Annotated in this window: 11 protein-coding genes; 5 read left to right on the forward strand and 6 right to left on the reverse strand. The window is 52.3% G+C overall.

The features are described 5' to 3' along the window. On the forward strand, positions 1 to 817 hold an 817-nt coding region (locus tag E1297_RS45625; RefSeq protein ID WP_196223571.1), incomplete at its 5' end, for a 4Fe-4S ferredoxin. Positions 818 to 1279: 462 nt separating this feature from the next. Here the strand turns inward: E1297_RS45625 and E1297_RS45630 are convergent. From E1297_RS45630 to E1297_RS45645, 4 genes are all read right to left on the reverse strand, one after another. Then, a complete protein-coding gene (locus E1297_RS45630) occupies positions 1280 to 2872 on the reverse strand; it encodes an EF-hand domain-containing protein (protein WP_209016384.1) in 1593 nt (530 codons plus the stop codon). A 26-nt stretch (positions 2873 to 2898) separates the two neighbouring features. Beyond that, positions 2899 to 4560: a hypothetical protein gene (locus E1297_RS45635; RefSeq protein WP_155150308.1), complete on the reverse strand. Its 1662-nt coding sequence runs from the start codon at positions 4558 to 4560 to the stop codon at positions 2899 to 2901. Between the two features lie 442 nt (positions 4561 to 5002). Continuing rightward, a complete protein-coding gene (locus E1297_RS45640) occupies positions 5003 to 5704 on the reverse strand; it encodes a hypothetical protein (protein WP_155150310.1) in 702 nt (233 codons plus the stop codon). A 364-nt stretch (positions 5705 to 6068) separates the two neighbouring features. Further along, positions 6069 to 6986, reverse strand: coding sequence for a DMT family transporter (locus E1297_RS45645; RefSeq protein WP_155150312.1), 918 nt, complete (start codon positions 6984 to 6986; stop codon positions 6069 to 6071). Positions 6987 to 7061: 75 nt separating this feature from the next. Between E1297_RS45645 and E1297_RS45650 the strand changes: the two genes are divergently transcribed. Then, positions 7062 to 7940, forward strand: coding sequence for a LysR family transcriptional regulator (locus tag E1297_RS45650; RefSeq protein WP_155150314.1), 879 nt, complete (start codon positions 7062 to 7064; stop codon positions 7938 to 7940). Between the two features lie 240 nt (positions 7941 to 8180). Here E1297_RS45650 and E1297_RS45655 read toward each other — a convergent pair whose 3' ends face one another. Then, complete coding sequence (locus E1297_RS45655) at positions 8181 to 8570, reverse strand: ectoine synthase (RefSeq protein WP_155150316.1); 390 nt, start codon at positions 8568 to 8570, stop codon at positions 8181 to 8183. A 17-nt stretch (positions 8571 to 8587) separates the two neighbouring features. After that, on the reverse strand, positions 8588 to 9337 hold the full coding sequence (locus E1297_RS45660; protein WP_155150318.1) for an SDR family oxidoreductase: 750 nt from the start codon (positions 9335 to 9337) through the stop codon (positions 8588 to 8590). A gap of 118 nt (positions 9338 to 9455) precedes the next feature. Here E1297_RS45660 and E1297_RS45665 point away from each other — a divergent pair, with 118 nt between their 5' ends. The 3 genes from E1297_RS45665 to E1297_RS45675 all read left to right on the forward strand — a co-directional run. Further along, positions 9456 to 10334, forward strand: coding sequence for a LysR substrate-binding domain-containing protein (locus tag E1297_RS45665; protein ID WP_155150320.1), 879 nt, complete (start codon positions 9456 to 9458; stop codon positions 10332 to 10334). Positions 10335 to 10750: 416 nt separating this feature from the next. Then, entirely contained in the window at positions 10751 to 12250 is a 1500-nt protein-coding gene (locus E1297_RS51485; protein WP_196223572.1) for a biotin/lipoyl-binding protein, read from the forward strand. Continuing rightward, on the forward strand, positions 12243 to 13695 hold a 1453-nt coding region (locus tag E1297_RS45675), incomplete at its 3' end, for a glycosyltransferase (RefSeq protein ID WP_155150577.1). The genes E1297_RS51485 and E1297_RS45675, both read left to right, overlap by 8 nt.

A 13695-nucleotide genomic window follows, 5' to 3' on the forward strand; every position in this document is an offset into this window, starting at 1 on the left:
AAGCTTCGCATGGCCACAACCTCTGGCGCGCCGGTTCCACACCCATGGCGGGGCGATTGCACTGGCACTCGTGATCGGATTTGCCCTTTTGTTCTGGGCAATTCGTGCCATTGGGTCGAACGGAGGCGAAGGTTTCTACGCCGTCTTGTCGCACAACGCGATGGTAGCAATCTTTGCGCCGGCATTTCTGTTACCAGTTTTTAGCATCACCATCAGTCTCAAGCGCTATTGGGCCGAAGTTGGTGGCAAATCCATTAAGATTGCCGATGTGGTGGCCGCCTTTTCACGCGCCGGCAAGATGCAGGATCTGGCAGCCGGGCATGGTGAGGGTTGCAATTTTGAAGACGAAGACCGTTTTAGTCAGGCACGGCGCCATATTCACCACGCGATCATGTATGGCTTCCTGCTGTGCTTTGCGTCGACCTCGGTCGCGACGGTTATGCATTATGGTTTCGGAATACATGCGCCATATGGGTTCTGGTCTTTGCCCAAACTGTTAGGAATTTCCGGAGGCGTGTTGTTGACAGTGGGCTGCGGCGCCATGGCGCTTCTCAAGCAAAGGTCCGATCGCAATCTCGGTGATCCCTCTGCATGGGGTGGTGATATTGGTTTCATATTGCTGCTTGGATTTGTCGGATTTAGCGGACTTGCTCTCTACGCCTTCGGATCAACAGCTCTGATGCCCGCGCTGCTTGCCATCCACCTTGGATCGGTCCTGACATTTTTCCTGCTGACGCCCTACACCAAGATGGCACACGGGTTCTATCGGCTTGCCGCTCTTATCCGAGACGCGCAGCGAAAAAGAGATTGTGGGTAGGCTGTTATAAACCATGTTGCCTTTTGGGCGGCGACGAGAAAATGAACTTGAATCGCTACATAACGTAGTTTTTCAAATGGCCTTCTTTGCGACTGCCAAGTCACGCTCAGTGTACGGATCATTGCCTTTAGTGGGTTAGCCGACAATGATTGATGTGTTGCACCCCCTGTTAATTACTGAGGGATGCTGAATGTCCGGCAAGGGCTCTTACTACCAGTCCAAGCGCACCGCAGTGAATGGCAGTAAGAGACTAAATTGTCAGATGTTGCACTGCGAGTGAATGTCGGCTTTTCACATTTTCTCCTAGTGAAGCCTGACACCCTGTCGATAATATCCTGCAAGGCTTTCAGATTTAGTCATGGGATTGGGTTTCAACTGACCTCAATCTCATTCGAACGCTTCGCAGGGCCCAGTTGAGTGAACCTATGACCCTGCTGAGCGCGCAAGAGCAGCATGTCGACGCTACTGTTTGCACCTATTCCCGATTATACATGCATTTGTTGTTTCCAAAATCACGGTAGAGTGACCAGGATCTCCGCTCGGGAGTTCAACACCATCCGCAAGAATAAAGGTCACGCTGTGGCCACCTGTCAACCCCGCAGGATATTGTGGAATCGACTCTTTTACCCTGTAGTGGCCACTTGAAAGGACCTCTATTTTATTGTCGGCAATCAGTTGCAGCAAACCCGCCTGATCCGGCAAGACGACGTAGGGTTCAACATTCGTTTTGGCGACCAATTCGCTTGGATCAAAAACGATCAATCCGCCACGATAAAATCGCATCATTTCCCGAATGGTCCTACGATCTTGGGTGGGCATCGGTTTTGGGTTGCCTTCATCATCCAACGCTACCATGCCCTTGGCATCCAGTTGGTAACTCTGTTCTCCAATCGTAAAGCTCTTTGGTTCTTGGTACGCGCGTAGCGCCTGAGCCTGTTTTTCCTTAGAAGGAAGCCCCGAAGGAACCTGAATATGGTCTAGTGTGTAGGCTGCAATAGGATAGGATACACGTGCCGACATTCTGGCTGCCAACTCTTTTGAAAGTGCATTCAGTTTCTGTCCGGTCTTGGTGACGAATTTCCTAACACAACTACCGGGGGCGACAAATGTAACTGCCTCTGCTTTGACCCCACTCACGGCCGCACCTGGGCCGAATTGCGAAGTACGGGGCTGTATGACAACGTTCTTAAGTCGGTCAGTGGCACCCTCAAATTTCCATACTATTGGATCGTAGGCTGTTGCAAAAACATAGAGTGGCGTTTCGCCGGGCTCGACAATAAAGGTCGCAGCAGTTGTCGGGGTTCCTTGCCCATTCAGTGCTATGTTTGAGAGTGCGGGTCCCTCATACCCTGAGAGAAGGACCAGTTCATGACCTTTGGGAACAGGCGGTGCTTCACAGCGGGCAGCGGCTTTGTTGTTCGAAGGGACGTTCCGCTGCTTGGACGAATTGAGCAGATCAGAGTCTATGGCTCTGACTACTGCTGAGATTTCGACAACGTCAACTTTGCCATCCTTATTGTAGTCGAATGCGAAAAGCTGATCGAGAGGATCGGTGCGGAACTGTTTTTCTTGCTGGTCGTCAAAGTAGTTTGCCAACTCAAACAGGTTCAAATTTGCATCTCCGTCCCGATCATACTCGGCTTGAGCCAGTGCTAACTGGGCTCTAACGTGGTGTTTGATCAAATGGGATTGCGTTTTGATTTCTTCTTGTGAAATCTGAAAATCCCCGTCTAAATCATAAGCCATGATCGGCATCAGACTGCTGGCGCGCTGCTGTGCCTTGTGCTGTAAGATAGCAAATTCAACCACCTCCTTCGTCAACACGCCATCCGGCGCGTAGCGATAAATCTGGTTTGCCGCCTGTTGCAAGTATTGGTCTTTTGAACGGCTGACTTGCCTCAGTAGATCAGGCGCCAACTTGTTAGCAAAAGCGGTAATCTCTTCTTGGTTCTCTTGCTCCTGTGCGGCGGGCATTTCCGAAGTTGCCACCAGAAATGACAGAGCCGCGATTGTCAGGCCTCTAACACCGGTAACAGTTCGTCCAATTGGCAACATTTTTGTGAAACTCCCTAAGATACGTTTCAACGAATAACTCTCAGTGTTTTTGCTGTGATTGTGCGAAGGCCAGTTGGCCCAGATATTTGCCAAACGTAACTGCCATCTTCGCGGATAGATGGCTCCGGCATTTCCGTTGCATCAATCAAATCGAGGTTAAAATCTCCGCGAATTTCAAACTCCGGAGCAGTTCTGGTCAAATCCTCTTCCCGAAGGAGAAAGATGTTTTGGCGACCATTTGACATGTCAATTTCCCGACGATTTGCCAATTGATCACGAGAAAACCTAACATAGCCGCCTCGGGTGACATAAATTCGTTCCGCTTCGGAGGACTCATCGCGAGCTCCGGGGTAATGAGGTTGATCAAGTAGTTTTGGGTTTTGCAAGTAACCCGGCATTGGCATCTTACGCAGTACCAACTCCGGAGCGAACCGGATTTGAAGCGGCTCTCTTTGAAAACCTCTAGGTGTTGTTGCGACAAGCCCGTAGTCAGTAAAGTTGATCGCCCATCCAGAGGACCCATCCAACCAAATCTCATCCAGACCGGGATCGCCAAGAATGGTTGTCTGCGGTGAACTTCGCAATCTGCCATCATTGCGGATGATAAAGTAGTCCTTAACGCCGTTGGTCAAATCGATGGCATCCAATACACGCCTTGTATCATAGGATAAATGAAACACGGTCGATTGTTCTGCATGCCCTACAACTGGTGCCCGCCCATTGTTCTCTTCCAAAATGGGCTTTGGTAAGTGAATCTGAGCGGAGCGGCCGTCTTCTTGCTTCGATGATAGCCTCATCAATGTCGCGTCCGTGTGACCTTGAAGGGTCCAACAATTCGGATCAGCAATCGTCACACGATCAAGTTCATCCAAGAGAAGATGAATGTCTTCAGTATGCCAACTCAATAGATGTCCGGTCGCAATCTCAACCAAGTTGGCGGCACTATTGTTCAAGTTGAGCACCACTCTGTCCGCGTTGTGTCTAATCGAAGACAAGTCGGGGCGCGCAACCCCACCCACCTTCCACGTCAAAGTCGTTTCTGAAACATCATCCTGAGTGGCCTCTTCGACTTGTACGTCTGGACCCGCGGCTGCACCGAAATCCAGTGAATAACGGCCTAAAGGTCCCTCGGTCGACAAAATCGAGGACAAATCATTTCCCGTCACTACAAAAGTGCCAATAGGGACACGAACTTGTAGGTCATCGCCATCCAGTTTTGTTTTATAGAGTTCGTCCGAAAACGATGGGCTCGGGAGATGGGTCCAATCCAAACGGGGATCCAAGACAACTGTATCAAACCAGTCAGCTTGAATCTCCACTTCGCCGTAGTCGGCGGATTGCAGGAACTCACCCAATACAACAAGTGAGTCAAACTGACCGTTCTTGATTTCGACAAGCTCGAATTCGCGGAAGATTCCGCGCCCAAGAACTTTCGTGATTGGCCCTGTGAACGCAATTCGGTCTAAACCTTCCCCTCCGCTCATTGAGCCGGTTATCTCTCCGCCAAGTGCGTACCTCTCAAACAGTCCGAGCTTGGAGTTCAAAGGATATCCGCAACTTGCAAAGGACACAGTGTCTTGAGCTTCTGAATGATCGGGAAAAAGCAGAGTGAAAAACACAAAGATAGTAAAAAGCTCGACCAATCCTGCCGATAAACGTCTCAGAGTTGGATTCTCGGTGTGATACATATTTCTTGATGCTTCCGAAATGATCTCTAAGCCAACCAACGTGATGTGAGCCTTACACTTCACCTCTTGCAGTCGATATAGCAATCGATTGTACGGCCCATAAGAAATGCACTGTCACCGTAACTGAGCTGACTCAGATCACAACCCCTGATTGTGATCTATAGTGCTGTTTCAAAAGTTAATTCCTTGAGACAAGGGGTAGCGCCATGCTCCAAAGGATCCGGTTAAGTGTTCACAAATCGGACTTTACCGCTCGTCATCCGAATGGAAGCTTTATCCGCCCTCCAGACATTGACAAACTAACGCTGAATGTCCGGTCCTCGCGCATCGCGACATGCTGCCTAAGCGAAGTTTCGAATAGTGATGGAGGTCCGGTAAGGGCTCATAGTTCTGTATAGGCTCAACGCAGAGAACTACGGCTCTGAGCCCAAATAGTCCCGCTCTATCTCGATAACCTGATCGCGATTGCTTTCGCTTCAGCGAGTGAGGACGCAACAATCCTGCCAAACTCCACTACCGCATCTGGATTAACTTCGTTGTCGTTGTAGTCTGCGGCAAGAAGTTGGTCATGATACTGTTGAATCATCTCTATCTGAAGAAGCAGGTCCCTTCGGGCGCAAAACGTATCCCACGACGGATCAGGGGTTTGGAAGTCTGCACAAGCGCTAGCCCCGTCGCTAATCGTTTCAGAAGCTGCTGCAACGTAGTAGAAGCTGCGGCCAAACCTCCGGTTCGCGGCTTCTGCTTCACTATACAACAACAAGAGTTCGACCCACCCATAGTAACCGACCCTAAATGGAAATGTCTCACCAAATTCAAAGACTACGTCTATGTTGCTGCTCAGTTTTTTGAATCCAGAACAACTCAAACGTATTCGGTTTTGCCGAGCATCATCTGATGTTGAGGTAGCAATCAAGTCCACCTCCGGGCTCTTTTTTAAACCGGCGTAATAGGGAAATGCGATGATCTTACCTTCATCATCAAATGGGTTTTCTCCAAAGTGGTACGGTGTTTCGACACAACCACGGAAATCTTCCGGTACACTGAATGTTAATCGGTTGTCCGCAACGGCGGTTGAAGTAAAAGAGCTTGCTAGGGCCGAGCTCATTACAAACAGAATTGTTCTTGTAACGATTTGCTTCACCTAAATGTCTATTATTCCAAATTACTTCATCTTTTTTGCCCCATCCTCAAGTAGATATCAACTTTAACTCTTCTGCTGTTTGCAGACTTCCGAGGTCCGGAATGCGCGGTTTCTCGACTTGCTGCCCGAACGAGACAAGGGGTGTTGTTGAAGGTCCAGTAAGGGCTCACACATTCCGTTCGAAATCGCTTTAGAGAAGGGCCGCCGCGAGCCCGAACTACTCGATGCTGCGGCGACCGCGTAGGTTGGGCGAGCAGCGGCATGCCTTCATCGCCCCGGATTTTTGAAGCGTTGAGGTCCGCAGTGTAAGCCAGCAATCGATCTGCAAAAACCAGCGTAACCGCCTGTTTCATGGCATAAGACATCATCCACGGTTAGCAAGTGAAACTCCGGCAATCACCAGCGTGCCACCTATCAGCATGGAAGCCCCGACCGGTTCGTGCAGGATAGTTGCCCCAAGGGCCACCCCGAAGACGGGGACAAGATTGGTGAATACTGCCGTACGCTCCGGCCCAAGCGTGCGCACCCCGCTATAGTACCAAACAAATGGCACGACTGTTCCACCAATGGCCAGGTAGATGATGGCCAAAGTGCAGGTGAACGTGGGCAATTGCAGCACTTGCGCGGTGCCGGCCAGCGGCAACCCCAATGCCAGTAACATAGACCCAAATAATGCAGCCCAAGTGGTTGCCGCCAGTGGCGAGAGGCTTCCAAGCGCTTTGCGTCCAAGAAGCGTATAGCCCACCCAACTGCCGACCGCAGCCAGCATGAACAGTTCTCCCCGTCCAAAACTCTGCTGGACGTCAGTCATCAGTCCGGCAACGTCCCCTTCGCTAATCACGATCAGGGCCCCGATTAGCGCCACACAAATCCCGACAACTTGCCCAATCGGTAGAAGCCGCCGCGCAATCAGCCCTCCGGCTAGAGCCACGGCTATTGGATTGCAGGCTACAAACAGTGCTGTTCGCGAAGCCGGCATCTCAGTCAGAGCGGCAAAGAAGAACAGGTTGTAAAGGCAGACGCCGGACAGTCCGAGAAGCCCCATCAACACGCTCTGCCGCCAGGTGAGGCGAGGCAAACCACCTTCTGTTTTCCACACGAGAAAAAGCAAGACCAGCGTTGCCAAGCCAAACCGAACCGTCGCAGCGACCAGCGGGGACATTTCACCTGAGACGATGCGACCAGCAACAAACGTGCCGCCCCACAGGAAGGCCACCATCGTGAGCCGGACGTAGATCAAAGCGTTCTGCGAGGCTATGGGATATGACAGGGCATGGGACATGGAGACACCTAAAACACCGGATTGCCCATGTCGAATTTCAGTTATACTATGTTATAGTCAAATGAGTATTTACTTATGACTTTTGGTCAACTTGAAATTTTCGCCACTCTTGCAGAAACGCGCGGATTTACAGCTGCTGCCTTGCGGCTTGGCATCAGCCAGCCCGCAGTGTCCCATGCGCTTAAAGGTCTCGAGGATGAGCTTGGCGTCAGGCTATTTGATCGCACCGTATCGCCAATCGAACTGACACCGTTGGGCGAACGACTTCTATCTCGTGCGCGCGAAATTCTGGGGTTGGCTGATGCCATGCATCAGGAGGCTTCGGAATATCGTGGTGTGCAGACCGGCAGATTGCGTATCGGGTCTTTTGGTGCGACGTCATCGTTGCAGATTTTACCGCGCCTTCTCGAAGCATTTCATGCAATCCATCCCGGCATTGAAGTACTGGTTGAGGAAGCCGCTGATGAGGAGATCATCCGGTGGATCGAAGACCGGCGCATTGATCTCGGCTTTGTTGTTTTACCAGATGAACGCTTCCGGACATGGCCTGTGGCGCAGGACCAGTTTGTCGCCTTGGTTGCCGCTGACAGCACTTTGGCCGGGCAGTCCTCTATCCGGTTGGAGCAGCTGTGCGAGATGCCATTTATCATGCCGGAATCTGGTTCTGCCCGGATCATTCGACGTCTGTTCACGCAGTCACGTCTCAGCCCAAATGTGCGGTACCGGACATCGCAGATGCTCAGCACTTTGACTATGGTTGCACGCAATCAGGGCGTATCGGTCGTGGCCGAGATGGCCTTGCCCCCAACGAACGGAAAAGAGGGCTGGGTCAGCAAGCCGCTGAATTCAGTCAGGACACGAAAAATTGGTCTCGCGATGCATCCTCACGCAACACCATCGCCTGCAGCGGTCGCTTTTATTGAGGTCGTGGAAAAAAGTAGAGACAATCTTTGACGACGTGTGCAAGGGAAAGAGGCGGTGTCTCGATTTGAACTTCTAACTTCAAATCGGGCATTAGAAAGACACCGCGTGGACGGCAGGTTTTTTACACTCACCCACCATTCGTCACCTCGCGCCGAACGTCCCGAACATGCGGATTGCGAACTGCCGCAGTGAAAATCCGCAGAGAGTCCAATTCACCCAATTTCGCACTTTGAAAGAGTTGCATTTCCGCCCCAGACATCACTGTCCTTATCAAGCCTCACTTGGCGCATAACTTCCATCTTTGCGGTGTACTTCACGCCCGCTGAGAGGCGGGTTAAAGACGCAGACAAGCCGAAGATCAGCGTCTATGGCTTGCACCAGGTGCCTGTCATGTTGATCCAAAGCATAGAGAGTAAATGGCTCAAGGGGTTGCCAGACTTCTCCGCCAAACGCTTTGATCTGACCCTTGCCCTCGATACAATAGCAAGCCTCTAGATGATGGGTGTATTCAAGTTCAAGCACCGCACCCTCTTTGATGATCGTATCCGTCAGCGAAAATCCCATTCCATCTGAGGCAAGCAGCAACCTTCTGCTTTTCCAACCCGGGCCGGAAACGTCCCGATCTGTTCCAAGGATATCTTTGAGTGCCTTAACAATCATCTTTCACCGTCTCATTTCTACTTAACCGCACGGTTCATCCCGCCGTCGGACAAGATGCTCTGACCATTGATATACCGGGCTCCATCGCTGGCGAGAAACACGCAAGCCTGTCCTATTTCCTCGAATGTCGCAGGCCGCTGCGCCGGTATGGACCTGCGGGCTTCTTCAGAAAGGTTGACGTTCTCGCAGAACCCGGGGAGCAGGTTGTTCATGCGAATATTGTGCCGGGCATAACGATCCCCGTAAAGCTTTGAGAAACTGTGCAATGCGCCACGCAGCATGCTCATGGGGTAGGGCGCGCGTGGCTCGAGGGCGTTCATGGACGAGATGTTTACGAATGCACCCCCACCTTGTTCGATCAGAATAGGTGTGACGATACGTGCGATCTTCACAACGTTCAGCACATACATGTCCAGGCTTTCGTGCCACAATTCGTCGCTGAGTTCCAAAAGCGGCCCGTCAAAATCGGGATCGAACCCGACTGTCTTGATGGCTTTTGGCACCGATCCACCGTGCCCCATGTTGCTGACGATAGCGTCGATCCGCCCATATTTGCTCATCGTGTTGTCTATCATCGCCTGTAAATCATCAACATCCAGCACAGATCCGCGCTGGCCGATGCCGCCGAGTTCCTCCGCCAATTCGACCGAGCGATTTGACGGTGACATCAGTGAGACCTTGTAGCCAGCCTTTGCCATTTCAATAGCGCATCCCCGGCCAATGCCCTGTCCTGTACCTGTCATGAGCGCGACTTTGGTTTCAGCCATGGTCTTTCCTTTCAATGAGTGCCTATTGTGTGAGGTTTGTTGAGCCGAAATTACTCTAACTTCCGAAAATCAAAGGAACCTATCGAGTTTTTGGCAGTTCGCTGTTAGATTTTCTCATATGGTGGAAAACCTCAGACACCTTCGTGCCCTTCAGGCCTTTGATGAAACCGCAACCCACTCCAGCCTGACCAAGGCGGCGGATGTTCTAAACGTCACTCACGGGGCGATCAGTCGTCAGATCAAGCTGCTGGAACTGCACCTTGGCGTGACGCTCTTTCATCGCCGCCCCAATGGTGTTGAACTGACCAAAGCCGGAGAGCGCCTGTATCAATCAACACGCGGGGCGTTTTCCGCATTGCAGCTGGGCGTAATGGAGGTGAAGCGACTTCATCATCGTCAGTCGATTACGGTGTCATTGTCGACGTCGCTTGCGCTCAAATGGCTTGTTCCGCTGCTTAGTTCGTTTCAGCAAGAGCACCCGGGTATCGCATTGTTGCTGGACACCAATGATGCCTATGCAGATTTTGACACATCTGAGGTCGATGTGGCCCTGCGGTTTGGTGAACCTCGATGGGACGGCCTGTATCATGAGCAAATAAGGCAAGAGGAACTGATCGTTGTGGCCGCCCCCGCTCTTGTTGAGAAAACGCGGATACCAATGCGGGCCGAGGATGTGGCTGCTCTCCCACTATTGCACGATGCCTTCAACGTCGGATGGGAAAGCTGGGCTGCGCAAGTCGGACTGAACGTTGATCAGATCAACTCGCAAAGTATCAAGTATGTGGATAGCGCTGTTCTTTTGGAGGCCGCGATTGATGCACAGGGCGTAGCGTTGGCGAGACATCTCTTGGCAGAGAGGGATTTGAGGCTCGGCCGGCTAGTCCGGCTCGATGAAAGCAGCGTTCCACTGGATCGTGGCCTCTACTTCGTTTGCCGCCCTAGCGATCAAGAGCGAGCCACGGTGAGAATTTTCAAGAAGTGGCTCATGTCGATTTGAGATCCGGGTTTTGATCGAAGCACCGCGAGAGCGGTCACTAGTTTGCCTATTGCAGAAGTCAGCTTTGGCCCGCTAAGCCGTCTTTGCCAGTTGACACATGACGGCTGCAATTCGCGGTTCGCGGCTTGCTGCACTAGTGAAAGATCGAAGTGTGACCAACGGCGGCTTTGGGTTCGTCGTTGGCGTTCCCTGCATACAGGATCAATGGCTGCTATATCGGCGGATGAAATGATGGAGCGTTGAATCCGCTGATGATCTGACCACTCAATCACTGATCGCTTCACTTGCCACCCGCTTGACCGTTGATAGCTCGCTTGAGGTAACGCCGTGAGAGGTTCTGATCCGACCTAAGAAGATTTTTCACAACATACTTTAGTATGGGAAGTTATCTTTTTTGCGCAGAGATATGCGTCCGTGTGTCCGCCAGAATCCGTGATCTGTTGCTAGCTCAGGTCTATCAACAGCGTTCTGAGGCGACATTGCGAGTATTACACGAAACGCCAGGGTCGGACCTGGATTGGAAAGTCAAAGCCCCGCTGATCGTGGAGACACCCTCTGGTGCGGTGGTCACGATTGAACGCTGGTCGCTTGCGGGATTGGAATGGCCCGACGATGCGCCAGAATGCCCCAAGGCTGCTACACTCAGCGTACCATTTCAGGGAGTTGATATCCGTTTCCCGGTACGCCTATCCAAGCCAAACTCGAATTCCACAGTACAGTTGGAAGGCCTGAGCGGTCGACAACGCGAGACGCTGGCACTCTTCTATCGCTCGCTTTTGTCTGGGCGAATGGCCAGCAGCGGCGACGTGATAACCAGCCTCGATACTCCGGTTGATTTGGTGCCGATGGAGGAAACTGAGGGCGAGCAATCCCGAAAGCCCGTGAGGTTTCTTCCACGTTCTCTACGTGTTGCATTCAATGTGGCGACCTACCTTCTGATCGCTGCGGCGGTTGTAGGCGTCATAGGCAACAACATCTTTACCAACCTGGATCGGATCGACATTCAACACGGTCGGGTGTTGGCGCCCATGATCCCCTCTTTCCCACCGGCCAAAGGTTACATCAAGCAAATTGCGGTGACGCCCGGGCAGGAGGTGCTGGAGGGTGATCTTCTATTTTTAATGGATGACGCGGAAGCAGAGGCGGCTCTCAAACGAACAGAAGCGGAATTAGCGTTGGCGCGCGCAGAGCTCTCAAATGTCAATGACGCCCTAAAGAACCTTCAGTCCCAATCCAGCTCTGAAATTCTGGCCGAAAGGGTTGCTACGGCCATGCGCTTTTATGCTGAGTTTGTGCAGGATGGTGGGTTTGACGATATGCGACGCCAATGGCTCAGCCTTCGCGAACGCAATCCGGATCTGGCGCAGTCTGTAGACCCCGTTCTTATTGTGACGAACCTGCTGAAAGCCGAAGAGCGAAACCGCTCGTCTGCAGTAAAGGCGTTGGAAGCGACCAAAGAAGCACAGCAACAGATAATAGAAAGCAACCACGTTCGTGCGACCACAGACGGGGTGGTTCAGGATTTCACTGTCAGCGCGGGACAACCGTTTCGCGGCACTCCGGAAGAACTGATTTTCGAAACTGCTGAGCCTCGCATGACTATGGGATGGGTGTCTGAGCGGTTTGCCGAGACAATTTACATCGGAATGCCAGCGACGATCGGATTTAACGAAAAGGGTGATAGGATCAGCATCCCCGGAGAGGTCTGGGATGTACGCGCCGGGGACAACCCAGAGCGACCCGGAGAGTTCGGGATCATTGTTACTGTTCGTCCAACCGGCCTGTCTTCACGACAAACCAAAACCCATTTGCGATTGGGAGCCCCGGTCAATCTGGAAGCGAAGCGACAGTTGGGAACACGGTTTGGCACTTGGATAAAGTCTATGGACCCTCGTAGTGGCCAACCCCATGACTGAGTATGAGTTCGACAAGGATCTGGCGCGGCGATTGAGGCAACTGCAATCAGATGTTCCCAACTATTTTTGCAAGTGGTCTCTACCGCAATTCACGCTGTTTCTGTTGTTGTTCATGGGGCTGCTTTGGCTATTGGCGAATGTGCCGAACCGGTTTTTCAACCCAAGCGTTTTGCATGTCACGATGGTCCTTGGAACGCTTGGGCTCTGGCGATTTGGCTGGTGGTTTACCCATGCGTTGAGGGCCCAAATTTACGCTAAAGCCAAATGGCCGGGAATGCGGCGCCGCGCCGACGCGCTTTGGGATGCAGGTTGGCGGCCCAAGCGTCTCCACATCCAGATGACAACGTATTTTGAGGAACCCTCCATTACCAAACGCGTCGTAGGGTCGATACTTGGGCAAATCCGACGCGAACGGATTCCGACAACGATCTATATCGGCACGGGCAGCGCATATGACGAGCAGATCATCCGCGACTTTGTTGAAACCTATGCGCAGGATATTCCGGACGAATTGGCCACACTTGTATTTGTGCGTCAGAACCAGCCGGGCAAAAGGATGGCGATTGGCCTGATCCTTCGGGCCATTTGCCGCTCTGGCGCACACCCTGATGATCTGGTGATCTTCATGGACGGAGACGCCCTGTTTGGCGGGGATGTTTTACGCAAAACCCTGCCAATGTTTGCAAGTGATCCAGAGCTGCAGGCGCTGACGACAGATGAAGAGGTCATCTGCTATGGCCCGGTTTGGATCGCTAAATGGCTGGACATGCGATTTGCTCAACGCCGTCTCGCGATGCAAAGCCATGCTTTGTCGGGCCGCGTTTTGACACTGACGGGTCGAATGAGCGTCTTTCGAGCCAGGCATATTCTGGACGAGAAGTTCATTCGCACGATCGAAGCAGACCATCTGCATCACTGGCTATGGGGCAACTTCCGGTTTCTGTCCGGGGACGACAAATCAACCTGGTATCGGCTGCTGAGCGTAGGCGCGAAAATGACCTACGTGCCGGATGCAACTGTGTACACAATCGAGGTCATCAAAGAAAACGGCCTCATGCGGATGGTTCAAAACTTCCGCCGCTGGTCGGGCAATATGCTGCGGAACGGAAGCCGCGCGATCGCTCTTGGACCAACTGCAATGCCATTTTTCATCTGGTGGTGTGTCGTTGATCAACGGATCGCCATGTGGACCATGATGGTCAGTCCGGTAATGGCCGTCGTCGGCAGCATGATCGCGCCGGGCTACTTCTGGAACTGCATCATCTGGGTGCTGTTTTCACGGGTCGTGCTGTGTCTGTTCCTGTTCGGCTACAGCAGGCGCGCGGACATGAGTTGGCCGTTCATCCTGTATCTCAACCAAGTGATCAACGCGACGGTCAAAATCTACATGATCTTTCATTTGTCCAAACAGAAATGGTCGAACAGAGGCAATCAAAGCTCAGGCG

This window comes from Roseibium sp. RKSG952 (assembly GCF_009711355.1).

Coding starts and splice junctions, on each gene's coding strand:
- E1297_RS45630 (WP_209016384.1), bottom strand. CDS start 2,872: ATGTTGCCAATTGGACGAACTGTTACCGGTGTTAGAGGCCTGACAATC.
- E1297_RS45655 (WP_155150316.1), bottom strand. CDS start 8,570: ATGATTGTTAAGGCACTCAAAGATATCCTTGGAACAGATCGGGACGTT.
- E1297_RS45665 (WP_155150320.1), top strand. CDS start 9,456: ATGGTGGAAAACCTCAGACACCTTCGTGCCCTTCAGGCCTTTGATGAA.
- E1297_RS45645 (WP_155150312.1), bottom strand. CDS start 6,986: ATGTCCCATGCCCTGTCATATCCCATAGCCTCGCAGAACGCTTTGATC.
- E1297_RS45650 (WP_155150314.1), top strand. CDS start 7,062: ATGACTTTTGGTCAACTTGAAATTTTCGCCACTCTTGCAGAAACGCGC.
- E1297_RS45635 (WP_155150308.1), bottom strand. CDS start 4,560: ATGTATCACACCGAGAATCCAACTCTGAGACGTTTATCGGCAGGATTG.
- E1297_RS45660 (WP_155150318.1), bottom strand. CDS start 9,337: ATGGCTGAAACCAAAGTCGCGCTCATGACAGGTACAGGACAGGGCATT.